This is a genomic window from Collinsella aerofaciens, assembly GCF_039758965.1.
In the GTDB taxonomy this organism is placed as follows: Bacteria; Actinomycetota; Coriobacteriia; order Coriobacteriales; family Coriobacteriaceae; genus Collinsella; species Collinsella aerofaciens_BR.
Genome location: NZ_JBDMSL010000015.1, coordinates 36,539 through 61,268 on the forward strand (window position 1 = coordinate 36,539; position 24,730 = coordinate 61,268).

The 24,730-nt window shown below is 59.1% G+C and carries 25 protein-coding genes and 5 tRNA genes; 9 read left to right on the forward strand and 21 right to left on the reverse strand.

The features are described 5' to 3' along the window. Nucleotides 1-75: 75 nt before the first annotated feature. The 4 genes from ABHU32_RS06170 to ABHU32_RS06185 all read right to left on the reverse strand — a co-directional run bounded on the left by ABHU32_RS06170 (nt 76) and on the right by ABHU32_RS06185 (nt 4,417). Nucleotides 76-936 (reverse strand): ABC transporter substrate-binding protein, encoded by an 861-nt coding sequence (locus ABHU32_RS06170; protein ID WP_099431468.1) that lies wholly within the window; start codon nt 934-936, stop codon nt 76-78. A 147-nt stretch (nt 937-1,083) separates the two neighbouring features. Continuing rightward, complete coding sequence (locus tag ABHU32_RS06175; protein ID WP_346979399.1) at nt 1,084-1,950, reverse strand: deoxyribonuclease IV; 867 nt, start codon at nt 1,948-1,950, stop codon at nt 1,084-1,086. A 166-nt stretch (nt 1,951-2,116) separates the two neighbouring features. Continuing rightward, on the reverse strand, nt 2,117-3,136 hold the full coding sequence (locus tag ABHU32_RS06180; RefSeq protein ID WP_346979400.1) for a Gfo/Idh/MocA family protein: 1,020 nt from the start codon (nt 3,134-3,136) through the stop codon (nt 2,117-2,119). A 90-nt stretch (nt 3,137-3,226) separates the two neighbouring features. Then, nucleotides 3,227-4,417 carry an aldo/keto reductase gene (locus ABHU32_RS06185; protein ID WP_346979401.1) on the reverse strand — a complete coding sequence of 397 codons (1,191 nt, stop codon included), beginning with the start codon at nt 4,415-4,417 and terminating at the stop codon, nt 3,227-3,229. Between the two features lie 162 nt (nt 4,418-4,579). On the opposite strand from ABHU32_RS06185, the gene ABHU32_RS06190 reads away from it, so the two are divergent. Together ABHU32_RS06190 and ABHU32_RS06195 are read left to right on the forward strand one after the other, a co-directional pair. Continuing rightward, entirely contained in the window at nt 4,580-4,774 is a 195-nt protein-coding gene (locus tag ABHU32_RS06190) for a cyclase family protein (protein ID WP_138374657.1), read from the forward strand. A gap of 123 nt (nt 4,775-4,897) precedes the next feature. After that, nucleotides 4,898-5,812, forward strand: coding sequence for a ketopantoate reductase family protein (locus ABHU32_RS06195; protein ID WP_346979402.1), 915 nt, complete (start codon nt 4,898-4,900; stop codon nt 5,810-5,812). Between the two features lie 109 nt (nt 5,813-5,921). On the opposite strand, the gene ABHU32_RS06200 is transcribed toward ABHU32_RS06195, so the two are convergent. The 3 genes from ABHU32_RS06200 to ABHU32_RS06210 form a co-directional block, all read right to left on the reverse strand. Further along, complete coding sequence (locus tag ABHU32_RS06200; protein WP_346979403.1) at nt 5,922-6,128, reverse strand: hypothetical protein; 207 nt, start codon at nt 6,126-6,128, stop codon at nt 5,922-5,924. A 186-nt stretch (nt 6,129-6,314) separates the two neighbouring features. Then, complete coding sequence (locus tag ABHU32_RS06205; protein ID WP_346979404.1) at nt 6,315-7,091, reverse strand: hypothetical protein; 777 nt, start codon at nt 7,089-7,091, stop codon at nt 6,315-6,317. Nucleotides 7,092-7,404: 313 nt separating this feature from the next. Next, nucleotides 7,405-8,715 carry an O-acetylhomoserine aminocarboxypropyltransferase/cysteine synthase family protein gene (locus tag ABHU32_RS06210; RefSeq protein WP_346979405.1) on the reverse strand — a complete coding sequence of 437 codons (1,311 nt, stop codon included), beginning with the start codon at nt 8,713-8,715 and terminating at the stop codon, nt 7,405-7,407. Between the two features lie 273 nt (nt 8,716-8,988). Here ABHU32_RS06210 and ABHU32_RS06215 point away from each other — a divergent pair, with 273 nt between their 5' ends. The 5 genes from ABHU32_RS06215 to ABHU32_RS06235 all read left to right on the forward strand — a co-directional run bounded on the left by ABHU32_RS06215 (nt 8,989) and on the right by ABHU32_RS06235 (nt 12,513). Next, nucleotides 8,989-9,891, forward strand: coding sequence for a LysR family transcriptional regulator (locus ABHU32_RS06215; protein WP_117770163.1), 903 nt, complete (start codon nt 8,989-8,991; stop codon nt 9,889-9,891). A 48-nt stretch (nt 9,892-9,939) separates the two neighbouring features. Continuing rightward, on the forward strand, nt 9,940-10,476 hold the full coding sequence (gene rnhA, locus ABHU32_RS06220) for a ribonuclease HI (protein ID WP_346979406.1): 537 nt from the start codon (nt 9,940-9,942) through the stop codon (nt 10,474-10,476). Between the two features lie 75 nt (nt 10,477-10,551). Further along, the gene (locus tag ABHU32_RS06225; protein ID WP_117770164.1) at nt 10,552-11,658 is read left to right on the forward strand and encodes a Gfo/Idh/MocA family protein; all 1,107 of its coding nucleotides are present in this window, start codon (nt 10,552-10,554) and stop codon (nt 11,656-11,658) included. Between the two features lie 2 nt (nt 11,659-11,660). Continuing rightward, nucleotides 11,661-12,071 carry an acylphosphatase gene (locus tag ABHU32_RS06230; protein WP_117583885.1) on the forward strand — a complete coding sequence of 137 codons (411 nt, stop codon included), beginning with the start codon at nt 11,661-11,663 and terminating at the stop codon, nt 12,069-12,071. A gap of 61 nt (nt 12,072-12,132) precedes the next feature. Further along, on the forward strand, nt 12,133-12,513 hold the full coding sequence (locus ABHU32_RS06235; RefSeq protein WP_172677978.1) for a Fur family transcriptional regulator: 381 nt from the start codon (nt 12,133-12,135) through the stop codon (nt 12,511-12,513). Between the two features lie 76 nt (nt 12,514-12,589). Here ABHU32_RS06235 and ABHU32_RS06240 read toward each other — a convergent pair whose 3' ends face one another. The 3 genes from ABHU32_RS06240 to ABHU32_RS06250 all read right to left on the reverse strand — a co-directional run bounded on the left by ABHU32_RS06240 (nt 12,590) and on the right by ABHU32_RS06250 (nt 14,480). Continuing rightward, nucleotides 12,590-13,387 (reverse strand): HAD-IIB family hydrolase, encoded by a 798-nt coding sequence (locus ABHU32_RS06240; protein ID WP_346979407.1) that lies wholly within the window; start codon nt 13,385-13,387, stop codon nt 12,590-12,592. An 82-nt stretch (nt 13,388-13,469) separates the two neighbouring features. Next, nucleotides 13,470-14,048, reverse strand: a complete 579-nt coding sequence (locus tag ABHU32_RS06245) for an urease accessory protein UreE (protein WP_346979408.1) — start codon at nt 14,046-14,048, stop codon at nt 13,470-13,472. A gap of 3 nt (nt 14,049-14,051) precedes the next feature. Next, entirely contained in the window at nt 14,052-14,480 is a 429-nt protein-coding gene (locus ABHU32_RS06250; RefSeq protein ID WP_055286916.1) for an FKBP-type peptidyl-prolyl cis-trans isomerase, read from the reverse strand. A 120-nt stretch (nt 14,481-14,600) separates the two neighbouring features. Between ABHU32_RS06250 and ABHU32_RS06255 the strand changes: the two genes are divergently transcribed. Continuing rightward, the gene (locus ABHU32_RS06255; protein ID WP_346979409.1) at nt 14,601-15,614 is read left to right on the forward strand and encodes a dipeptidase; all 1,014 of its coding nucleotides are present in this window, start codon (nt 14,601-14,603) and stop codon (nt 15,612-15,614) included. Nucleotides 15,615-15,688: 74 nt separating this feature from the next. Beyond that, nucleotides 15,689-16,465 (forward strand): M48 family metallopeptidase, encoded by a 777-nt coding sequence (locus tag ABHU32_RS06260; protein WP_346979410.1) that lies wholly within the window; start codon nt 15,689-15,691, stop codon nt 16,463-16,465. Between the two features lie 6 nt (nt 16,466-16,471). Here ABHU32_RS06260 and folB read toward each other — a convergent pair whose 3' ends face one another. The 11 genes from folB to ABHU32_RS06315 all read right to left on the reverse strand — a co-directional run bounded on the left by folB (nt 16,472) and on the right by ABHU32_RS06315 (nt 24,730). Further along, nucleotides 16,472-16,957, reverse strand: coding sequence for a dihydroneopterin aldolase (gene folB / locus ABHU32_RS06265; protein ID WP_195624795.1), 486 nt, complete (start codon nt 16,955-16,957; stop codon nt 16,472-16,474). 43 nt (nt 16,958-17,000) lie between these two features. Continuing rightward, complete coding sequence (locus tag ABHU32_RS06270) at nt 17,001-17,582, reverse strand: HD domain-containing protein (RefSeq protein WP_022094400.1); 582 nt, start codon at nt 17,580-17,582, stop codon at nt 17,001-17,003. A 2-nt stretch (nt 17,583-17,584) separates the two neighbouring features. Continuing rightward, nucleotides 17,585-18,142 (reverse strand): GTP cyclohydrolase I FolE, encoded by a 558-nt coding sequence (gene folE, locus ABHU32_RS06275; protein WP_152067921.1) that lies wholly within the window; start codon nt 18,140-18,142, stop codon nt 17,585-17,587. A gap of 66 nt (nt 18,143-18,208) precedes the next feature. Beyond that, entirely contained in the window at nt 18,209-18,790 is a 582-nt protein-coding gene (gene nrdG / locus ABHU32_RS06280) for an anaerobic ribonucleoside-triphosphate reductase activating protein (protein ID WP_152067922.1), read from the reverse strand. 426 nt (nt 18,791-19,216) lie between these two features. Next, complete coding sequence (gene nrdD / locus ABHU32_RS06285; RefSeq protein WP_055309732.1) at nt 19,217-21,439, reverse strand: anaerobic ribonucleoside-triphosphate reductase; 2,223 nt, start codon at nt 21,437-21,439, stop codon at nt 19,217-19,219. 633 nt (nt 21,440-22,072) lie between these two features. Next, nucleotides 22,073-22,147, reverse strand: a tRNA-Val gene (locus tag ABHU32_RS06290). 3 nt (nt 22,148-22,150) lie between these two features. Next, a tRNA-Gly gene (locus ABHU32_RS06295) sits at nt 22,151-22,226 on the reverse strand. Nucleotides 22,227-22,358: 132 nt separating this feature from the next. Beyond that, complete coding sequence (locus ABHU32_RS06300) at nt 22,359-24,092, reverse strand: glycoside hydrolase family 13 protein (RefSeq protein ID WP_346979411.1); 1,734 nt, start codon at nt 24,090-24,092, stop codon at nt 22,359-22,361. 336 nt (nt 24,093-24,428) lie between these two features. Then, nucleotides 24,429-24,504: transfer RNA gene (locus tag ABHU32_RS06305), tRNA-Gly, on the reverse strand. A 42-nt stretch (nt 24,505-24,546) separates the two neighbouring features. Further along, a tRNA-Cys gene (locus ABHU32_RS06310) sits at nt 24,547-24,620 on the reverse strand. A 34-nt stretch (nt 24,621-24,654) separates the two neighbouring features. Further along, nucleotides 24,655-24,730, reverse strand: a tRNA-Gly gene (locus tag ABHU32_RS06315).

Consider the following 24,730-nt stretch of genomic DNA (forward strand, 5'->3'; position numbering starts at 1 on the left):
CGCTCTCCGTCAAGAGAAGCGCAAAGGCCCTTTCCGCCAAAACGGAAAGGGCCCGCGCGCAATCAAGTAGTTATTTTACTTGATATTGTACTTAGCCATGAGGGCGTCGACGGTACCGTCGTCGGTCAGGTCCTTGATGGCCTGGTTGATGTCGTCCTTGAGCTTGGTGTTGCCCTGGTTGATGGCGATGGCGTACTCCTCGCCGGTGCTGATCTGCTTGATGGTCTGGCAGGTGTTGAACTGCTCGGCGGTCAGCTGGCTGGCAACGGAGCGGTTGGTGACTACGGCGTCGCCCTTATCGGACTGCAGGGCGCTGAAGCACTCGGTGGCGTCCTTGTAGGGGACGATCTTGGCCTTGGGGAAGTTCTCCTGGGCAAAGGCCTCGGCGGTCGAGCCAGACTGGACGATGATGGTAGCGTCGGCGTTGTTGAGCTTCTCGCTGTAGTTGTCGGCCGTGATGTCGGTGTTATCGACCTTGGTCACGATAGCCTGATCGTCCATGTAGTAGGAATCAGAGAAAGTGACTTCCTTCTCACGCTCGGGCGTGTCGGTGATAGCCGCGATGGAAACGTCATACTTGGCGCCCGAAGCGACGCCCGGAACCAGCGTGTCAAAGTCATTGTTGACGTACTCGACATCCAGACCCAGCTTGTCACCGATAGCCTTGATGAGCTCAAGGTCAAAGCCCTGGTAGTCGCCGTTGTCATCCTTGTACTCAAACGGCGCGTACTCGGCAGAGGTGCCGACGGTCAGCGTGCCGTCCTTGACGAGCGCGTACTCCTTGGAGCCGTCGACCTTCTCGACCTTAGCGTCATCAGAGCTGCTGGAACCGGCATCAGAACCAGAGGTGGCGTTGGACGAACCGCAGCCCGTCAGAGCAAGGGCGAGTGCCATAGCACCCGTGGCGGCAAATGCGCCAAGCTTCTTCAGCTTCATAATCAGTCTCCTTCCGGTGACCTCGTTTGATTCAGAGGTCTGCAAAAACTGTTGGCTATTATGCACCCGGAATTACGAATCTGCAATGAGAAAACTGATTGAAACAAACCCATAACGTGAATGGAATACTCTACTTTGTGACAGTTATTACTGCTGCAATGACCTTAATAGTCTAATTTCAGCTGCATAACCTGCAAGTTCGTTCGGAGTCTCCAAAATAAACGGCAGCGAACGCAAGTGGCCATTCGATACAATATTCTGCATAACCTGCATACCGCCACCAAATTCCTCGCTGCCAAGGTATCCCTTGCCGATGCACTCGTGACGATCTTTATGGGCGCCACAAGAGTTCTTGGAGTCATTGATATGCACGGCGCGCAGGCGCTCGATACCCACCACGCGGTCGAACTCGTCGAGTACGCCGTCCAGATCATGGATGATGTCGTAGCCGGCATCGCTCACATGGCAGGTATCCAAACAAACGCCCAGCTTGGCCGACAGCTCGGGGCGCTTGCCGGCAACACCCTCAATGATGAGCGCCAGTTCCTCAAAGCTACGACCCACCTCGGTGCCCTTGCCCGCCATGGTCTCGAGCAATACCGTCGTCTGCTGCCCCTCAAACATCACCTGGCACAGCGTGTCGACAATCATCTGAATGCCGGCGTCTGCCCCCTGTCCCACATGCGCGCCAGGATGGAAGTTGTAGTAGTTGCCGGGCAGCGCTTCCAGACGCTGCAAATCTTCCGCCATAGCCTCCAAGGCAAACTCGCGCGCCCGCTCCTTAGCGGAGCAGGGGTTATAGGTATACGGGGCATGCGCCACCAGCGGTCCAAAGTCGTTTTGCGCCATAAGCTCGCGCAGAGCCGCCACGTCATCCATGTCAAGGTCTTTTGCCTTGCCACCGCGCGGGTTGCGCGTAAAAAATGCAAAGGTATTGGCGCCAATGGACAACGCCGTCTCCCCCATTGCCCGATAGCCCTTCGTCGTCGAAAGATGACACCCGATCGTCAGCATCTCCAACTCCCCCTCATCAGTTGCGGTGAAATACGGTCTATTGGTGCCATATTTTGGCGCAAACAGACCGTATTCCACCGCAAGTTATAAAAGAGGCATCAGAGATGTGGGCCGCCAGGCACCACGGGCGCCGGCGTCATGATCCCCTACGCGTCAGCGCCAAGTCCTAGAGGGCTAGACGGATTGCATCGATGATGTGCGCACAGCGCTGTGTGGCGGCTAGGGACATGATGGGGCTTTCGAGTTTCCCCGCCTGAATGAGCCGCGCCGCATGCGACACCTCACCGTAAAAATCATCGACCTCAAATGGTGCATCGATTTCGAGTGCTCGACCGTCGGAGTACTTCACATGGGCGAGCTCGGGGCGATGAAGACGCTCGATTTCCAACGAGCCCCGCTCACAGGCAATCGTTAAGCGGCTTTCATATGCTGCTTTGCCGTCGCACACCATATGAATGGGTATACCGCCGACGCTCATATGGATCTCGTCGGCCCAATCGACACGGCCGCCTGATACGTCACGCCAGCGAACTTCACGGGACGAAACCTCGCACGCGCCCGCGAGCAAATCCTCAAACCAACCGACCGCATAACAGCCCATGTCATATAGACAGCCGCCCTGCAGCGGATCAAGCAGATAGCCCGAAGGAGACTCGCCGTAATCGAGCTTTTGCACGCTTTCAATCGAGACGATACGGCCAAGCTCACCCGACGCAAGCAATTCTTTCACGCGAGTGCGCATCGGGCAAAACCGATTCTTCATCGCCTCCATAAACAGCACGCCGCGCTCGCGAGAGGTGGAGGCAATCGAGAGAGCCTCTTCCTCACTCAAAACGGCCGGCTTTTCGCACAGCACGGCCTTTCCGGCGCACAGCGCGCGACAGGCCCAACGCGTATGCATGCCATGCGGAAGAGCCAAGTAAATTGCGTCGACATCGGGGTCGGCAATCAGCGCGTCATAAGCCGCATCGCCGTTATCGTCGACCGAGGCATGGCCATGCGCAGCATCGATCGAAAACGCTCGGCAAAATTCCTCGACATGTGCAGGAGTGCGGCCGGCCGCAGCCACCAGCCGTGCCCCGTCGACCTTCTTGAGCGACGATGCAAATCGATGAGAAATGTGCCCAGCGCCCAAAATGCCCCAACGAACCTCACGCGAATCATCCCATGAATCCCGATGGCCCACGACAGCCCCCTTCAGTTGCGGTGGAATAGTCCCTGTTTAAGCCCTATTCTGCCGCAAGCAGGAACTATTCCAGCGCAAGTTATAAAAGGGTCACGAGGAGCGCGTTTTGCCGAAGGCCTTAAGCACTGCCGTCACGGGGCCAGGCTGGAAACGTCGGCGCACGTCATCGAGACGCTCGGGGATATCGATATGCTGTGGGCAGTGGCGCGCGCATTTGCCGCACTTGACGCAATTGCTCACCAGCTTGGCCTCGCTTGTGCGCACCGCGCTCGCCGTAAAGTACTGCGATAGACCCGTAAACCAGCTGTGCGCATAGCTTGCGTTGTAGGCGGCAAAACATCCAGGGATATTGATGCCTTTAGGGCACGGCATGCAATAGCCGCATCCCGTGCAGGGCACGCGATTCGATTTTTCAAACTCATCCAGCACGTGCGCGATCGTGTCGAGCTGGTTGGCAGTCATCGAATCCGGCAGGGCCCGATCGGCCAACACCGCGTTCTCATCCACCTGCGCGATATCGGTCATACCCGAAAGCAGCATCGTCACCTGAGGATGATTCCAGACCCACGAAAGACCCCAGGCGGCAGGAGTGCGCAAATGCGGGTCACGGGCACTATCGAGCACAGCGCGGGCCCGTGGCGGCAGCTTGCCCGCTAAACGCCCGCCCAGCAGTGGCTCCATCACAAACACCGCGAGGCCTCGCTCGGCGGCGGCCATGAGCCCCGCTGTTCCCGCCTGATATCGCTCTCCAGCGTAATTGTACTGGATCTGGCAAAAGTCCCACTCATATGCATCGAGCATCGTTAGGAAATCCGCCGCGCTGCCGTGGTACGAAAAACCAATCTGGCGAATGCGCCCCGCCGCCTTTTGACGCGCGATCCAGTCCTCGATGCCCAACGCCACCACACGTTCCCACTGGGCGGGCGAGGTAATGTTGTGCATGAGGTAATAGTCGATATGGTCGGTCCGCAGGCGGCGCAGTTGCTCGTCGAAGAACCGGTCGAAATCCTCCGCGCATTTGCACGAAGCATGCGGCAGCTTGGTTGCGAGCAAAACCTGGTCGCGCAAGCCCAGGCGCTCAAGCGACGCACCCACACAAGCCTCGTTGCCGGGATAGAGATAGGCCGTGTCCAGGTAGTTAATCCCCTGCTCCACCGCACGGGAGATGATGGCGTCGGCAGTCTTCGCATCCGGGCGTCCCGGCGCACCGGGAAACCTCATGCAGCCCAGCCCCAACGCCGAGATACGGTTGCCGCTTTTGGGGTCAACGCGATATTGCACGGCCCCTCCCCTCCCATCGAAGCCCTGACAAGGCGAAACAAACCCGTCACGTCATCGAAACACATCGGAATCGCAATTGAGAACGTATCGTAACGCAGCAGAAATCAGGCCGTCACGGCACCGCTTTAACATCAGCAAAAAGCCCGATGAAAGGAGACGAGCGTGACCACACGCGAGGACGCCTACCCCTACCCCGGCGAACAATACATCCTCTCGGTCGACCGCTATCAGATCGAGGTCATGGACCATCTAGACGAGCTTCCCGCCACGGGCGCCGTCATCTTCTGCACCTTCCCTAAGGTCCGTGATGGTGTCGGATACCCCGCGCGCGTTTTTGCGGTCTGCCCCGCGGCATAAGCGCACTGCGCAATAGTTTCTTTTTCACAACAGCAGCCCCGCGCGCCCACCAAACGCCCCGACGACATACAATCCATCAGGCGCCCCATATGCGGGCGCCTTTTATATGGGGAGATGATTCATATGCAGATCAACAAGGTCGCCTTTATCGGCAAGGGCGGCGTCGGCCTGCTCTACGGCAGCATGATTGCCAAGGCCCTCGGCAACGACGCCGTCGAATACGTCATGGACGACGCTCGCTTTGAGCGCCATGCGAACGACGCGCTCACCGTCAACGGCAAGCCCTGCGATCTCACGTCCGTCCGCGCCAGCGAGGCGACACCCGCCGATCTGGTCATCCTGACGGTCAAGACCACCGGTCTCGACCAAGCACTCAAGACTATGGAGCGTGTCGTGGGACCCAACACGCTCATCGCCTCGCTGTGCAACGGCATTACGAGCGAGCAAAAGATTGCCGAACGCTTTGGCTGGGAGCATACCGTTCTTGGTATCTGCCAGGGCATGGACGCCGTGTTCCTCAACGGCGCGCTCACCTTTACCAATGCGGGCGAGATTCGCTTTGGCGCGGCAGCGGGCACCGACCCCGCGACTGTCGCCGCTATCGACGAGCTCTATACGCGCTGCGGCATCGCCCATACCGTCGAGGACGACATCGCCCACCGCATGTGGGCCAAACTCATGCTCAACGACGGCATCAACCAGACCTGCATGGCCTACGGCGGGACCTACGGAAGCGCCACGGAGCCGGGCTCCGAGCAGCGCCGCTGTTTTGTCTCCGCCATGCGCGAGGCGCTTGCGGTTGCCAACGCCGAGGGCGTTGAGCTGACCGAGGCAGACCTGACGCAAATGGTGCACCTCATCGAGGAAATCGACCCCACCGGTATGCCCTCGATGGCGCAGGACCGCATCGCACAACGAAAAACCGAAGTCGAGGAGTTCGCGGGCACCATTTGCCGCCTGGCCGCCAAACACGATATCCAAGTGCCGCAAAACGATTGGCTCTACCAGAGGATTCGCGAAATAGAAGGCAGCTGGTAGTGCTCGGCATACTGCAGCCAACAGATCCAATGGTAAAGCCGCCGCAAGGGGCACTCCCCTCGCGGCGGCTTCCTTTTTCATCTTTGACCAAAAATCAGCTTCACAACGGTTAGAGCTGCGACTCCGACGCCTGGCCCTCATCGTCGCGACAAAGGGCTACACCCGCACTTCCCAGCAGCGCGGCCGCGATCAACACGCCAACCACGATAGAGGCAGCCCCACAAGACCCCTGCATACCCGCGACGAGCGCGGCCGTAGGACCAAGGCAACCAAGCATCAACGCGACGGCGGCAACGGCAATATCTCGAGCATTCACAAGACCACTTCCTCCAAGAGAAAGACCTTATTTCTCAAGAACCAGTGTGCCCCGCATCCATACGCCCAGCGTACCGCCACGGTAAGGGCTCTGTTAACTCAAACGCATACATAGAACGGACGTCCTTACGTTGCCCTAAAGCTCGGTAAAGACGCCCGTCCGCCAAATATCCGTGATGCAGAAAAATTACCAACCGGTGTAGTAGTCGGTGGTTCCGGCAGCGCAACCGGAGTCATAGACCTTGCAATCACCCTTGGAGCCCGTAAAGGTCGAGCCCTGGGCCATATCGCCCGCGGCAACAACGTAATAGCCGTCGGAATCGCGCCAGAAGCCCTCAGAATCCTGAGTCCATTCGCCCGTGCGATAGTGATAAAGCACATTGCTGCTGTAATAGGTCTCGCGGCGACCGTTGTAGTTATTGACACCCGCAGAGCGCGTCAGGCCCGATCCGTTCGCGTAGGACGCGGCAGACGCGTAGGACGGAGTGTAACCGGCGTTGTAGTACGAAGCCTGGGCGGCCTCGGCAGCCTCCGCCTCGGCGGCAGCAACCTCGAGCGCTTCGCGCTTGGCATCCTCAAGCGCAATGCGCAGCTCATCGAGCTCGGTCGACTTGGCGTCAACCTCCCCCATCGTCAACAGGCTACCCGCGCCGTCGATGCAACCCTGCAGCACAGCGCGCTCGTCATCGGTGGCATAGTCACCGTACATGTTCATGATGATCTGAGCGCGCATCTCCAGGGAATCGCGCTTGGCCTCCATCGAGGCGTTCCACTCCTGCATGGAACCATAACCATCGCCGCGATAGTCAACGGGCTGTACCAGCGTCGTCTCGGACGGAGTAGATCCAACCGTATCGGACAGTGTTGCGGCGTGGGCATCAGTTGCACCGGCGCCCGCCAAAAGTGCCACGGTCAGAGCGGCGGAAAGGGCGGCGGCTTTCGGTTTTCGTGAATCGATCCTCATGTAGCTGGAAACCTCCGTAGTGCGTTTTTGCTGCGTTTGAGCTGCGTGTGATTCGATCGCGCTGCATAGTACCCCGAGCAAATCGCGACCTGCGGTTTTACTCAAAAGGCGCACGTCAATTGCGTAAAACTCACATCCTCTCAACAGGAGTTTTCCACAACTCAAATGCATAAAGCGTGTCAAAAACCCTGTTTTTGCACCCGCTCTATGCAAAAAAAGGCGCCTGTGCAACCATTGTTCGCACAGGCGCCTTGAGCAGGCATTTTATGCAGTTATACCTATCGAGTCGCAAGGGGTCCTTGCACAAGTCGCCTTACTCGTCCAGCGCGGCGAAGGCCTGCTTCAGATCCCAAATGATATCCTCGGCGTTCTCGGTACCGATGGAAAGACGGATCGTGGAGGGCGTGATGTTCTGCTCGGCGAGCTCCTCGGCAGAGAGCTGGGAGTGCGTGGTGGTAGCCGGGTGCACGACGAGCGACTTGACGTCGGCCACGTTGGCGAGCAGCGAGAACACCTGCAGATGATCGATGAACTTCCAGGCGGCCTCCTGGCCACCCTTAATCTCAAAGGTAAAGATCGAGGCACCGCCGTTGGGGAAGTACTTCTGATAGAGCTCGTGATCGGGGTGCTCAGACAGGCTCGGGTGGTTCACCTTGGCGACATGGCTGTCACCAGCCAGGAACTCAACGACCTTCTTGGTGTTCTCGACATGACGGTCAACGCGCAGCGACAGAGTCTCGGTGCCCTGGAGCAGGATCCAGGCGTTGAACGGGCTGATGCAGGCGCCCTCGTCACGCAGCAAGATAGCGCGGACATAGGTTGCGAAGGCGGCGGGACCGGCAGCCTCGGCAAACGAGACGCCATGGTAGGAGGGGTTGGGCTCGGCGATCTGCGCATACTTGCCGCTCGCCTTCCAATCGAAGTTACCGCCGTCGACGATCACACCGCCCAGCGAGGTGCCGTGGCCGCCGATGAACTTGGTTGCGGAGTGAACGACGATGTTGGCACCATGCTCCAGCGGACGGAACAGATACGGGGTGCCGAAGGTGTTGTCGACGACAACCGGCAGACCGTGCTTCTTGGCGATCTCGGAGATGGCGTCGATGTTGGGGATGTCGGAGTTGGGGTTGCCGAGCGTCTCGAGATAGATGACCGTGGTGTTGTCCCTGATGGCACCCTCAACCTCTTCCAGGTTATGGGCATCGACAAACGTGGTCTCGACGCCAAACTGGGAGAGCGTATGCTCCAGCAGGTTGTAGGAACCGCCGTAGATGGTCTTCTGGGCGACCACGTGGTCACCGGCCTGGGCGAGAGCCTGCAGGGTATAGGTGATGGCAGCGGCACCGGAGGCGACGGCAAGACCTGCCACGCCACCCTCGAGTGCGGCGATACGGTCCTCGAAGACGCCCTGGGTGGAGTTGGTCAGACGGCCGTAGATGTTGCCGGCGTCGGCAAGACCAAAGCGGTCGGCGGCGTGCTGGGAATTGCGGAACACATAGCTCGTGGTCTGGTAGATAGGCACGGCGCGGGAGTCGGATGCGGGATCGGCGCTCTCCTGGCCAACGTGAAGCTGCAGGGTATCGAAACCAAAGGTGTGCTCGGGGTTGTTGATGAACAGGCTCATGATGATCTCCTTGATCGAACAAAAGTAAATAAAAAGAGAGAAGTAAGTCGCTGTCTCCTGATCACGCCGACGGGCGCAAACAGGAGCCCGGCATTCGTCTTGGTAAGCAATTCATATGCGGGCCTCCTTTCGCATCCCGGTTCCGTGGTTGGCTTAATTACCTACCGCCTTTGTGTGTTTTGAATAGTACGAGCATTGTTTCCCTCGGTCAATCACTTAAAAGCGCTAACCTGTTATCGGTTTTTTAGATAGCTATCGAAAGGACGGGCGCCGATGACCCTCCAGCAGCTTCGCTTTCTTATCGCCGTGGCAGAATCCGGCTCAATTAACGCCGCAGCTCAGCGCCTCTATACCGCTCAGTCCAACATCTCAAACGCCGTCAAAAGCCTGGAACAGGAACTCAATCTGGAGATCTTTACGCGCTCCAGCCGCGGCGTCACGCTCACCAACGACGGCACCGAGCTTTTGGGTTATGCACGCCAGGTCGTAGAGCAGGCCGACATGCTCGAGGCCCGCTACGAGGACGGCGGTACCCCGCAAGCCCGCCTCGCCATTTCCGCCCAGCACTACGCCTTTTCGGTCGAGGCCTTTGTCAACGTAGTCGAGCGCTGCCGCGACAGCAAGTTCGAGTTCATCATGCGCGAGACCACCACATCGCAGATCATCGATGACGTCCGCGCATTTCGCAGCGACATCGGCATCCTCTATCTGGACGACTTTAACGCCCGCGTTCTGCAGAAGGCTTTTGCCGATGCGCGCGCGAGCTTCCATCCCCTATTCAACGCGACGGTCCACGTCTTCGTTAGCGAGCGCCACCCGCTTGCCCGCCGCCCGCAGCTGTCCCTTGCCGACCTCACACCATATACGCGCTACAGCTTTGAGCAGGGAACCTCAAACTCCTTCTATTACGCCGAGGAACCTTTTAGCTATATCCCTTGCGACCGCAACATACGAATCTCGGACCGCGGAACACTTACTAACTTACTTATCACGTCGAACGGCTACACCCTGTCGACCGGTGTCCTCTCCAATGAAATGCAATGGGGTATGGCATCGATCCCGTTAGCAGACGCCCCAACGATGCACGTAGGCTATATCATGCACGACGAGCGCAAGCCCTCTCCCCTCTTGCAGCAATACCTCGACGAGCTCAACCGCATCATCCATGCCAACTAACTGTCGGAAGACGGGGTAGAAATCGTAGATTGCTAGCCCCCGGCGGGCATGGCGCTACAATGGTCACTCACACGAAACGTACCCAACGAAAGGAAGCCCGTGAAGGTCATCATCTATACCGACGGCTCGGCCCGATCAAATCCGGGACGCGGCGGCTACGGCGCCGTGCTCAAATACACCAACCCCGCCGGCAAGACCTTCACCTCCGAGCTTTCGCGCGGCTACGCCAAGACCACCAACAACCGCATGGAGCTCATGGCGGTCATCGTGGCGCTCGAGGCACTTAACCGCCCCTGCGAGGTCGAGGTCCATTCCGATTCGCAGTACGTCGTCAACGCCTTTAACAAGCACTGGATCGACGGCTGGAAAAAGCGCGGATGGAAAACCGCCAACAAGCAGCCCGTCAAGAACCGCAATCTGTGGGAGCGCCTACTCACCGCCAAAAGCAAGCACAAGGTTGAGTTCATCTGGGTTAAGGGTCACGCCGGCCACGAGCTCAACGAGCGCTGCGATGAGCTCGCCACCACGGCGGCCGACGGCAGCAACCTCGATATCGATACCGGCTTTAACGAGAGCGACCTGTAACGGCGTTTTCGCACGCTATTTCCTGCCCCCTCGCGCTACACTCATCCTGTAAACCGAACGGCACGAGGGGGATACATGCTGCGTATAGCGACCATCGGCACATCCATGATTACCGACGACTTTATCCAGGTCGTCAACGCCAACGACCAAGCCGCGTTTGTGGGCACGCTCTCGCGCGATGCCGAGCGCGGCGCCGCCTTTACCGCCGAACACGGCGGCGAGCGTAACTTCACCGCACTTGACGAGCTTGCGTCCGCCGACGACGTCGACGCCGTCTACATCGGCAGCCCCAATGCGCTCCACTACGAGCAGGCCCTTGCCTGCATCGCCGGTGGCAAGCACGTCATCGTCGAGAAACCCTTCTGCGCCACCGAAGCGCAGGCGCTGGAAGTCTTCCGCGCTGCCGAGGCAGCAGGTGTCGTGGCCCTCGAGGCCATGCGTCCCCTCCACGATCCCGCCTTCCACGCCATCGAGGACGCCCTGGGCGAGATCGCCCCCATCCGCCGCGCCTCATTGCGCTTTGGCAAGTATTCCTCGCGCTACAACGAGATTCTCGCGGGACGCGCCACCAATATCTTCGACTGCAATATGGCATCGGGTTCCCTCATGGACATTGGCGTCTATACCGTCGAGCCCATGGTCGAGATCTTTGGCATGCCCTCCGGCCTTACGAGCATGACCACCCTGCTCGATCCCACCACGCGACAGCTCACGCACGGCCCCATCGATGGCTGCGGTTCCATCCTCGCCAGCTACGGCGGTGGCCGTATCTCCGTCGAGCTCGCGCACTCCAAAATTACGAACGACCTGTTGCCCTCGCAGATCGAAGGCGAGCGTGGCACTATCCAGATCGACCATCTGTCCACGCCCCGCAACGTCCGCATCGACTATCGCGGCGACGTCGTACGCGGCTCGGCGACCGAGGCACCGCGCGAACAGGGAGACAACGGCCGCGTGCTCGACCTGCCCAAATCGAGCAACACTATGGAATACGAACTCACAGACTTTATCACCGCCATCGGCGGCATCGATAACGTTAAGGAAGAGATTTGGGAGACCCCGGCGGGACGCCACGAGCTTGGCCACTACCGCGATGTCACACTCGTCTCACTGCGCATCATGGATGCCGTGCGCCAGCAGGCCGGCATAACCTTCCCAGCCGACGCAGGCAAGCAGGCATAGCTATGGGTCTCTTCGATACGTTCTTCTCCAGCGTCACCGGCGGCAGTCGAGAGCCTCAAAAACCATCAAACGTCGAGCTCGAGCTGCGCCGCAGGCTTACTGTGCTCGCAAGCGACGAGGCCACTCAAGACACTCCCCTGCGCTATTTCCTGCGCTGGGCGGGGCAAGTCCAGGGCGTTGGCTTTCGCTTTACCAACACCAACCTCGCGCAGGCACGCGCGCTCACCGGCTGGGTGCGTAACATGGAAGACGGCTCAGTCGAGATGGAGATACAGGGGGCTCCGGCAAATATCCTATCTCATCTCGAGGCGCTTCATGCCTCCTACGAGCGTATGGGAACGCGTTTTCGCCTCGTAGACGCCCAGGCCCGAGCCCCACTTGCCAATGAAGACGGTTTCACGCCTCGTTATTAGTATTGTGTGCTAAATACGGTATCATTTACCTACGACCGTTGATAGAAAAGAGGCGAGGCGCATGGCGGTGCAAAGAAGGAATACCAGGCAGCGAAAGCTGGTTCTTGACGCCGTGCGCCAAAGCTATAACCATCCCACCGCCGACGAAATCTACAACGTCGTGCGCGCGCAGGATGACAAAATCAGCCGCGGCACGGTCTACCGCAACCTCAATCTCTTGGCCGACGCCGGCGAGATTCTCTCCATCAAGACGCCGGGCGGCAGCCGCTTCGATCGCACGATCGAGCCGCATGCGCATATCATCTGCACCTCGTGCAGCCGCGTCATCGACGTACCGCTCCCCTTCGATGCCCAACTCGACGCCAAGGCATCCGAGCAAATCGGCTGGCACGTCACGTCGCACTACACCATCTTCGAGGGTCTCTGCCCCGACTGCCGGTAGATGTTCGGGACATGCCTTAAAATCCACCTTTCTGCACTCTGCAGCAAAAAGAGATTCCTAGGCATGCCACATATATCTACTCGGCGAGCAGGCGGCGCAGTTCTTCTTCGACCGTGCGCACGTAGCGGACGCGGTCGTTGATGCCACGCATAGAGGGATTGCAGCTCTCCATTAGATAAGGATGGCCCACGACGTTGAGCATGTCGCGGTCGTTTTCGTTATCGCCAAACGCCATCATCTCGTCGGGCGAAATTCCCAGGGCACGACCGTAATCGGCAAGCGCGGAACCCTTACCCGAATCAAAGCCGATAAAGTCCGTCCACTCGGTTCCCGACGTCATCACGTCGACACGGTCGCTAAAGAGGCGCTCAAAATACTCCAGGGCCGCCGGCTGATCCACCTCGGGCGTCTGGAAGGCAATCTTAATGACGTCCTCGTCGATGTCCTCAGGACGGTCGACCACCGCCACATCGCAGTGGACCTCATAGCGCAAATGGTCGACGAACGCATCGTTGCCGCTCATGGTGTAGAGGTGTCCCTCACACGAAAGGGTCACGTCGGCATGGGGATACGCAACCACGGCATTCGCGATATCCATAGCAAGGCTACGCTCCATGGAACGCTTGACAACGGCACGCCCCTCGTTCATCACTAGGGCTCCGTTTTCGCATACATAGGCGAGCTCATCGGCCACCGGGGCAAACAGGTAGCGCAAGCTCGCATATTGACGACCGCTCGCCGGCATAAACACGATGCCGCGACGATGCAGTTCATCGATGAGCTCAAAGGCCTCGGAACGCGGCTCGTGCTCCCCCGGATGCAGCAACGTGCCGTCCAAATCGCATGCAATCAGCTTGATTCCCTCAAGACCCATATGCTTCCCCAAAGCCTCCTATCAACAGCAAGACGGACCTTGATTGGTCGCCCCTCAAAGCCCGCCTTGCGTATACACGCGCTTAGCCGCGCGTCTTTTTTACGATGGTAAAGTCGGGAGCCATGCTCACGACGGCATCCGCCGCACTCGACGCAAAGCGCCGGTCCGCATCGAGTTCACGGGTAACCACCGAGAGCCGAACGCCCTCGACGCCCCGGAGCATGCGGCCCAAAACAGGCTGCACCGGCGTATACATGCGCACGGTATACTCGTCCGAATCGCCTCGGAAAAGCGGCGCGTGCATATTGCCGATCTCCCAGCACGCATGCGCGAGCGCAATCGGGTCCATGCGGTCAACTTCGACCAAATAAACCTCGGCACTGCGCAGGCGCACGACAACCGCCACGGGCACCATGCCCGAACGGTCGATGGCGAGCACGTCGCCGTCGGTAAAACGACCGCCGTCGGCAGCATCCAGCCGAACATCGACCGTGCGCCCCAGCTCCGTCACGCCCACAAGCGCGCATACATCAGCCTGGTCCCAATCGAGCAGCAGCTCGTCAACTTCAAAGACGCCGCCCAACTTCCGGCGAAGCAGGAGTTCATAGGACGGATCGTTGAGATTTCCCAAGCATGTCGTCGAAACCAAGCGCTCAGACATACTCTAACCCTCGACCTCAACAAGCTCGATATCAAAGTTGAGGTCCTTGCCGGCCAGCTCGTGGTTGGCATCGAGCGTAACGGCCTCAGGCGTTACGTCGATGACCACGGCGGGAACGGGCATACCGCTCGGCGTGGACAGGAAGAGCTTCATGCCCTTCTCGATCTGCTCGATGTTGGGAACCTGCTCGGCCGGGAAGGTAATAACCATCTCGGGATTGTGCTCGCCGTAGGCATCGGCAGCAGGAATGTGCACGGTCTTCTTCTCGCCCACCTGCATGTCGACAACAGCGGCGTCGAAGCCCTTGATCATCTGACCGGCGCCGCAGGTGAACTCCAGCGGCTCGCCGCGATCGTAGGAACTATCGAACTGCGTGCCGTCATCGAGCGTGCCGCGATAATGGGTCTTGACCTTCTTGCCCTGGTTGGACATGGTAACCTCCGTGATAAGGGCGGCGCACAACGCGGGCCGCCGTGAACATATGGCGCTAACTATACCCTAGTCATACAATTCAAGGACAGTTTGCAAAGAAACGCTGCAACCGGAGGAACCATGGCATATCCCGTATTTGACCTACACTGCGACACCGCCGACCGTATCGGCTGGGCCACGCTCGATCTCGACCTGCGCTTTACCGCCGGCACCGACGGTTATTTCCCCGGCGACGAAACGCATCCGCAAGATTTCGACCTCGTCGAGGGCAACGCCTGCGCCATCTCGCTCGCAAAGATCGGCAACACGCCATGGGCACAGTGCTTCGCCACGTTTGTCCCCGACGAGATTCCCACCGCCCACGCCGCGCGCTTCCAGGCGCAAATCATGGCGCATATGAGCGGCCAGGCAATGCTCAACCACGACCGCATGGTCAACGTACGCAGCGCCGCAGACATTCGCCCCGCGCTCAAGGACGGCAAGGTCGCTTGCATCCACGCCATCGAAAACGCCACGTTCTTTGCCGAGGACCCCGCACTGATCGAGGTGCTCAAGAGCTTGGGCGTACTCATGTCATCACTCAGCTGGAACGCGCAGGGACCGCTCGCGAGCGGCCACGACACCCACGCCGGCCTCACCGCCGCCGGCATCGAGGCACTTACGCAGATGGAGCACGCCGGCATGGTGCTCGACGTCTCCCACCTCAACGATGAATGCTTTGACGAAGTTGTCGCCCACGCCACGCGTCCCTTCGTCGCCAGCCACTCCAACTCCCGCACCGTCTGCGGCGTCAAGCGCAACCTCACCGACGACCAGTTCCGCACCATTCGCGACATGGGCGGTATCGTCGGCCTCAACTACTGCGGCGAGTTCCTTTCCAACGACGCAACCGACAAGACCGCCGCAGACGTCACCTTCGACCAGCTGGCGGCACATATCGAGCACTGGCTCGACCTGGGCGGCGAGGACGTCATCGCGCTCGGCGGCGACTGGGACGGCGCCACGGTGCCCGCTTTCCTCTCCGATGCCAGCAAGATGCCCGAGTTCCAGAACATGCTTTCCAAGCATTTTGGCAAGACCGTGATGCAAAAGCTCTGCAGCGACAACGCGCTTGCCTTCTTCGAGCGTTATTAATTTCACATCCCTTGAGCGGGCCGGCATGCCGAACGGTCGACATGCCGGCCCGTCCCCAATCTGAAGGACCGCTTTTGACGCAGCAGTTTACGATTTCCGTATCCCGACCGGATGGCACATCCATCCCCGTCGTCGTTACCAAAAAGCGCGTCAAGAACTTCAACCTACGCGTCACATCGAGCGGTGAGGTCCACGCCAGTGCACCGCTCGACGCCAGCCGCGAGCGTATCGAAGCGTTTGTGAAGCGCAACAGCGCCTGGATTATCAGTCGACTTGCCCAGCGCGAGCAACGTCAGGCGACGGCACGAGAGCCGCTCAGCCCCTCGTCCATCATTGCACTTTGGGGCAAGCCCATCACGGTACAAGATGCGCTCGATCGCAACTTTGCATCACCCGCACCGCGGCCCAAGCAGGCCACCTTCGCAAGTTTTATGGGTGCCGACAAATCGAACGAACGCCCACAGGCCAAGCGGCGCGCAACCCTCGACGGCCTGACGTCCGATGAGCTCCAGACCCGCATCGACCAGCTCTATGCATCCGAGGTCACCACGGCGCTGCGCGATATGGCGCGCGCGTACGAAATCGCAATGGGTGTCGCCGTTTCCCGCGTTTCCGTACGTAGCATGAAAACGCGTTGGGGCTCATGCACGCCCAAATCCGGTGCCGTTCGCATCGCACGCGAACTTGCCGCCTATCCCATCGAGTGTCTCGACATGGTTGTCGCCCACGAGCTCGTCCACCTGCTCGAGCCAAGCCACAACCAGCGGTTTCACGCCCTGCTCGACACGTACTGTCCCAACAATAGAGCTCTGTCGCAGCGGCTCAAGCAGCCGCCCCTCAACAAGCTCTAGCGTCGACTAGCGCACGCGCTCGATCTCGACACCGCAGCTTGCCAGGGGAAGACCGACGGGCGCCCAAGGCTTATCGAGCTTAACGTGCACGCCAAGCAGCAGGGGGTAACGACGCAGCAGCATCTGGGCCACACCCTCGGCTGCAGCCTCGATGAGCTTAAACGTATGCTCGCGCAGATAGCCATCGACATCGTGGCATACCGAGCCGTAGTCAATCGAGGCGTCCAGGTTATCGTGCTCCCCCGCTGCACGCAGGTCGGCATAGAGCACCAGGGACACGATGAACTTCTGGCCCAGCGCGTTCTCTTCGGGATATACGCCGTGGTTAGCAAAAACCTCAAGACCTTCAACGGTGATGCGGTCGGCATGGCGCAGATCGTCATAGCTCACGTGGGGTACCGCCGTTGCGGTGGATATTTCGCCCCTTCCACGGCGGGCGAGCTCGGCGCCTTCAGTCTTGGTTGCATTCTCGGGCAGTTTCTTGTTGCTCATCGCGATCGTCTCCTTCGTTTAGAACCCCGACCGCGCAAACTAACTACACGCGAATCGACAGGTTCTTTTTATCATCGCTCCAGTTGCAAGCATTGCGCGCGGGGCATGCAAAGCAGGCGCGCGACGCTTTGTCGGCTGCATAGAGCAGACGCTCAAGCGGTTGGCTGTTCACGCGCAGCTTTCGATGGCCCAGAATGGCCGTCTTAATGGCTGCGGCATCGGCCGGCTCAAACGCCACGTCATCGGGCATGCCGCCGAGAATCGCATCAGCGACGCGTTCGCTTGCAACATCATGGGATATACCCGATTCATACTGTTCATCTTTGCCGATATCGTGAAGAAGTGCCGTGGCGTAGATGACCTCGCGGTCAAATTCGAGCTGCTCCTCGAGATTCTTGATCCACATAATGCGAGAGACATCGAGCAGATGGTCAATACCGTGGCGGCAGAAGATGCGCCCCGATTCCAACTGCGCAATGTTGCCCAGATGCCGCCGGAACAGCCCGTTGGCACAAATGTAATCAATGCGAGGCATGGCACCAAAGGGGGCCAAGCCCGAAGCCATAAAGCCGCGACGCGACGTCCCCTCATCGGTCTTCGATGCAAAGTCGTTGACGACTCTCATAGTTAGCGTCCCAGCATCCTAAAGAAACGCTCCTCGAGCGCGGGATCGGTCTCAAAGACGCCGCGACGAGCGAGCGTCACGGTCTTGGTGCCAGGCTTTTGCACGCCGCGCATGGTCATGCACATATGCTCAGCTTCCATGAGCACAATCGCTCCCTGGGGAGCGAGATACTCCATGAGGGCATCGGCAACTTGTGCGCACAACTGCTCCTGCAGCTGCAGACGACGGGCGTAGACCTCTACCGTGCGGGCAAGCTTAGAAAGCCCTGCGACACGGCCGTTGGGGATATAGCCAATGGCAGCCTTGCCGTAAAACGGCAGCAGATGATGCTCGCACAGCGAGTAAAACGTGATGTCGCGCTCGATAACCAAATCGTTCGAAGCGACGGCAAAGGTTTTGGACAGGTGCTCCTCGGCACTCTGGTCCATACCACCGGCGATCTCACCATACATACGGGCAACGCGCGCCGGGGTCTCCAGCAGGCCCTCACGAGTTGGGTCCTCGCCTATGCCCTCAAGCAACAGCTTAATGGCGGCCTCGACTTTTTCCTGATCGACCATCTGGGCCTCACTTTTCCGATTTTGCGTTCGCGCTATGGTACCACGCCCTTTGGCATCGGCCACAAGCTACATAGTATGGGTCGAATAGACCGGATCGTCCCGCCAAAGCTCCACAGCGTCGCAAAGCGCAACGCCCTCGCGCACAGCACGGGCGCGCGTGGCGTTCATATCAATCACGCGCTGATTGCTCGAGCCCCTAAAACGCAATGAGATATCGTACAGATCCTGAACAAACGGGCCATCCACCAACATATCGAGGCAGGCAAGGATACGGTCCGTCGCCTCGGTATGGTGACGACCACCCGGCATTAGCTCCTCGAGCACGTCGCCGGTAAAGCACCAAATGGTCTTGCCCGACCCCGCGGGATAGGCCGCACGCACGCGTTCGATAAAGTCAACAAGCCCCGCCTGATTCTCGGGCTCCATAGGCTCGCCGCCCAGAATCGTCAGGCCATCGATAAAGGGATGGTCGAGGCTCTCGATAATCTTGTCCTCGACGGCACAATCGAACGGCTCACCCGCAGCAAAGTCCCACGCGACAGAGTTAAAGCAGTTCTTGCACCCACGACGGCACCCGCTCACAAACAGAGAAGTACGAACGCCTTCCCCATCAGCAATGTCGAAATACTTAATGTTCGCGTAATTCATAGGTAACTCTCCCGGGAGGCCGGGACATATCATCCCGTCCTCAAACATTCTCGGCCTGCGGCCTGCGAAACTGCGGGCGGGACGATATGTCCCGGCCTCATGCAAAGGGTAACTCAATGAACGAAGCGAACATCGAGCATAGGGTTCGAGATCTAATAAAAACTGGGTTGCGGCTCAACCGCCATCGCAAGTAAATCGCAGCTGCAACTCGAATCATTTCCGCTAAGAACTTCGAGGAGTGAGCAGACCGCGAACTGCATCTCCGCTACGTCAACTTGGCCGCCCCGTAGCGAGGCCCCGGACCTTTGCTCGATATGAGTTCCGCACGAACAGGAGGCGCCAGTGGCGCCTCCGTCGTGAGCCAGGACTGTCCGAAATAGCGAGTAAAGGTCCGGGGCCTCGCTATGGGGCGGCCTGGGATGGTTATTAGAGATGCAGCACGCGGTCGCGGATCTCCTCGGTTCGGCCCTGGTTCCAGAACTGGGTACCGATGTAACCGCACGTGCGACGGGCGACATTCATCTTCTCCTGGTCACGATTGCCGCAATTGGGGCACTCCCACACCAGCTTGCCGTCATCCTCGACAATCTTGATCTCACCGTCGTAGCCGCACACCTGGCAGTAGTCGCTCTTGGTGTTGAGCTCGGCGTACATGATGTTGTCGTAGATGTACTGCATCACGCGAATGACAGCCTTGAGGTTGTCCTGCATGTTGGGAACCTCGACGTAGGAGATGGCACCGCCCGGCGAAAGCTGCTGGAACATACCCTCGAACTTGAGCTTGTCGAATGCGTCGATCTCCTCGGACACGTGGACGTGGTAGCTGTTGGTGATGTAGCCCTTGTCCGTCACGCCCGGGATGATGCCAAAACGACGCTGCAGGCACTTGGCGAACTTGTAGGTCGTCGACTCAAGCGGGGTACCGTACAGCGAGAAGTCAATATCGCTTTCGGCCTTCCACTCCGCGCACTTGTCGTTCATGCGCTGCATGACGGCCATGGCAAAGGGCGTGCCCTCCTTCTCGGTGTGGCTGTGGCCCGTCATGTACTTAACGCACTCATACAGGCCAGCATAACCCAGACTAATGGTGGAGTAACCGCCCACGAGCAACTTGTCGATCGTCTCGCCCTTCTTCAGGCGGGCGAGGGCACCGTACTGCCAAAGAATCGGTGCGGCATCCGAAAGCGTACCCATCAGACGCTCATGACGGCACAGCAGGGCGCGGTGGCACAGCTCAAGGCGCTCGTCGAAGATCTTCCAGAACTTATCCATGTCCTGATGCGAGCTCAGCGCAACATCGGGCAGGTTGATGGTCACAACGCCCTGGTTAAAGCGACCGTAGTACTTGGGCTTGTTCGGGTCATAGTTCAGCGCGTTGGCCACGTTGTTAAATCCGTTACCGGAGCGGTCGGGCGTCAGGAAGCTGCGGCAACCCATGCAGGTATAGCAGTCGCCGTTGCCCGCGGTCTCGCCCTTCGACAGCTTGAGCTCGCGCATCTTCTTCTCGGAGATGTAGTCGGGCACCATGCGCTTGGCGGTGCACTTCGCAGCCAGCTGAGTCAGGTAGAAGTACGGGGAATCCTCGTGAACGTTATCGTCCTCGAGCACGTAGATGAGCTTGGGGAACGCCGGGGTGATCCACACGCCGGCTTCGTTCTTAACGCCCTCATAGCGCTGACGAAGCGTCTCCTCCACAATCATGGCAAGGTCATGCTTCTCCTGGGGCGTACGGGCCTCATTGAGATACATAAAGACCGTCACGAACGGCGCCTGGCCATTCGTGGTCATAAGGGTCACGACCTGATACTGAATCGTCTGAACGCCGCGACGGATCTCGTCACGCAGGCGGTCCTCAACAACCTCGCGGACCTTTTCGGGAGATGCGGAAACGCCGAGCTCCTCGAGCTCGCGGGCGACCTCGCCGCGAATCTTTTGACGGCTCACCTCGACGAACGGGGCAAGATGGGTCAGCGAAATCGACTGGCCACCGTACTGGGAGGAAGCAACCTGAGCGATGATCTGCGTCGCGATGTTGCAGGCAGTCGAGAAGCTGTGCGGCTTCTCGATCAGCGTGCCCGAAATAACAGTACCGTTCTGGAGCATATCCTCCAGGTTCACCAGGTCGCAGTTATGCATGTGCTGGGCAAAGTAGTCCGAATCGTGGAAATGGATCAGGCCCTCATTATGGGCATCCACAATCTCCTGGGGCAGCAGCACGCGCTGGGTCAGGTCCTTGGAAATCTCGCCGGCCATATAATCGCGCTGAACGGAGTTGACAGTCGGGTTCTTGTTGGAGTTCTCCTGCTTGACCTCTTCGTTATTGCACTCGATGAGCGACAGGATCTTGTCATCGGTCGTGTTCTTCTGGCGCTTCAGGCTCTGAACATAGCGATAGATGATGTAGTGGCGGGCAACCTCGTAGCAGTCGAGACGCATGATCTCGTCCTCGACCAAATCCTGGATCTCCTCGACCGAAACGGTGTGGCCCGCGTTCTCGCATGCCTCGGCGACGTTTTGCGCCGCATAAACCACCTGGCGGTCGGTTAGACGAGAGCTCTCCTCGACCTCCAAGTTGGCGGCGCGGATGGCATTGACGATCTTATCGATGTCAAAGACAACCTCGGTGCCGCTGCGCTTGATGATCTTCATCCTCTTGCCTCTTTCGCGTCGTAGCCTCATTGCGCTTCAGAGCCAAACGATGCCCGGCAGGGCTTGCCCCTGTCTTGCGGCGCCGTCGCGCAATCTGTGTTCTCGATAAACCATAAGTCCTCATGCGGACAATCCTCGCGGCCGATCAAGCGGCTCAAAGGCGTGTCCAAATGGGACGAATAAGGTCTTCGTTCTCTGTCCGCCATCTATCATACGACAAAGACGCATCTATATCCTGTATTCTTTTTTTAGTTCAAACACAACATATAGTGTTTCAGCAGGTCAAAGCAATTAGTCATTTTGCAGACGCATTAATTATGAGGGGTTCTTGGCAAGTCGGTAAAACGTTACCAACACGGCTACCTGCATGGCAGTTATAAAACCCCCTTAGTCAAGCCGCTGACAAATCCTACCAAAACCAAGCCGCTCACGCCAAAAGAATCCAAAAGATTGTGCTTGACCAACATGTTGCGGTCACGATCGGCCAGGACGTATGCAATCTGCCGGCACCCCTACGGGATGCGAAGACCATCGCGTACAGACCTTGGATCAATATTTGGTGGTTATTTGGCGGCGTGCTTGGCGGCATAAAACAAAACAGCCCAGAGACATAGCCTCTGAGCTGCGAACATTTGGTGGGCGTTAGAAGATTTGAACTTCTGACCTCTTCCGTGTCAGGGAAGCGCTCTCCCCCTGAGCTAAACGCCCAAATGGAGCGGACAACGGGGCTCGAACCCGCGACCCCAACCTTGGCAAGGTTGTGCTCTACCAACTGAGCCATGTCCGCCTGCGAGGATTTAATATACGGGATGATCCACCCAAATGCAAGAACTTTTTTTAAAAAGTTTTGCGACGCTCTCGCGAGGGCATCAGTCGTCACGAAAGGCACGGACAAACGCAGGCTCGCAGCGAGATGCCCCTACATCTCACCGAGCATGATCCAGGCAGAGCTGTCCTGCGTGAGCCTGCCGTCTGCAAGCGGTGATGAGGTGAGCAGGACCCTGCCCGCCGGCAGCTCCACGGGTGCTGCACCGAAGTTCGTCACACACGTCCAGCCGTTATCGCGGCGATAGGCGATGACGCCGCCCTCAGCGCCCTCGGCACCATCCGCAAGACCGGTGCGCCCGTCAAGATCGAGCCACGCAAGATCGTTGGCGCACCCGCGCAGCTTGCGCCGCAGCCAGAGGGCGTCACGATAGAGCGCAAGCATCGATGTCGGGTCCACTTCTTCCCTATCGGCAGCATAATCGGAAAACCATGCAGGCTGCGGCAGATGGGGCGCCGCATCGGCGTCTGCCGGCGAAAACCCAAACGATCCGCCATGCGCGGGATCGTCCGCCGCCACCCACGGCAGGGGCACACGACAGCCGTCGCGCCCCTTCTCACGCTTCGGTCCGTGCGTATTGGTCGCAGTAGGGTCTTCGAGTGCAGCCCACGGGATATCAGCCACCTCAAAAAGGCCGAGCTCCTCGCCCTGATACACGTATGCCGAGCCCGGAAGCGCCAGTTCAAGCAAAAGGGCCGCCCGCGCGCGGCGCTCGCCGAGTTCACGGTCCTCGTCATAAGACGACCCGTCACGTAAGAGCCAGTCGAGCGCAATCTGGTGGTAGCGCGTCGCCTTGATTTGCGGCAGGGCATAGCGTGTCGCCACGCGCGGCACGTCGTGGTTGGAGAGTACCCAGGTCGAGGCGGAATCGGATTCGACGGCTGCCTTCAAGCCCTTCTCGATTGCAGTGTGCATGTCATCATAGGTCCAAGTGGCCTTGGCAAACTCAAAGTTGAATGTCTGGCCAAGCTCGCTGGGACGCGCGTAGAGATACTGGCGCTCGGGCAGCACCCACGCCTCGGCAACAGCGCTGCGTGGCGGATTATAGCGGTCGAACACGCGGCGCCACTCTCGATAGATCTCGTGGACCTCGTTGCGGTCCCACAGCGGATGGGTGCCGTCGTCAACCATGTCATCGCCCTCGGCGAGATGCCACCGGTCGAGGTCATCGCGGTCGAGATCCTTGGCGAGACCCTGCGCCACATCAATGCGAAAGCCGTCGACGCCTCGATCGCTCCAAAACGCCAGGACGTCGCAAAAGAGCGCGTGAACCTCAGGGCATGACCAGTCAAAGTCCGGCTGCTCGGGCGTAAACATGTGCAGATACCACTGACCGTCCGCAACACGCGTCCATGCGGGGCCGCCAAAGTTGGCATTCCAATTGGTGGGAGGCAGCTCGCCATGCTCGCCGCGACCATCGCGGAAGATATAACGGGCGCGCTCGGGCGATCCGGGGCCGGCGGCAAGAGCGGCTTTGAACCAGGGGTGCTGGCTGGATGAATGGTTGGGCACGATGTCGACGATGACCTTGATGCCGCGCGCGTGAGCCGCAGCGATCATATCATCGAAGTCGTCAAGCGAGCCGAGACGTGGATCGACATCGCAGTAGTCCGCCACATCATAGCCACCATCGACAAGAGGCGATGGGTAAAACGGGCTCAGCCAGATGGCCTCGATACCCAGCCGCTCAAGATAGTCCATCTTCTGGGTAATGCCCGCGATATCGCCCAGACCCGAACCAGTCGAATCCTTAAACGAGCGCGGGTAGATCTGATAGATCGCGGCATCGGACATCCATGAGCGCGAAGAGGACTTTTCTGTAGCCATGGGATAAGTCTCCCTTGCAACGAGGTTTTGCGAGATGCCCACGATGATACGCCCAAAGCTGACGTTCGCGACAAACAACGCCACAGCCACGACCCAAAACGCTCGCTCCCTCTCGGGTTCGAACCTCCCGGGACGAATCGACCGATTAGTGAAAAGAACGGAAGACCCACTCCCCCGGCCACGACAGCGAGCGGGCTCCGGGTGCCCCAGGTTGCCGCGAAAGAGGAGGGAAGCGTACTTTATGTACGCGACCGACGATTGAGGGGCAAGATGGGGTGCCCGGGGCTCGCGCAGCGTCAACAAAAAACGCGGTTCGTTAGAACCGCGTAAGATAGTTGGAGCGGACAACGGGGCTCGAACCCGCGACCCCAACCTTGGCAAGGTTGTGCTCTACCAACTGAGCCATGTCCGCATATGTAAAACAAAACGGGCGCCGGAGCGCCCGGATGTTGCCTGGAGGCGAAGCCCGGATTCGAACCGGGGGTAAAGGCTTTGCAGGCCTCTGCCTTACCACTTGGCCACTTCGCCGAAAAAGGACCGCCTAAACGGTCCGGAAATGCAATGGAGCGGACAACGGGGCTCGAACCCGCGACCCCAACCTTGGCAAGGTTGTGCTCTACCAACTGAGCCATGTCCGC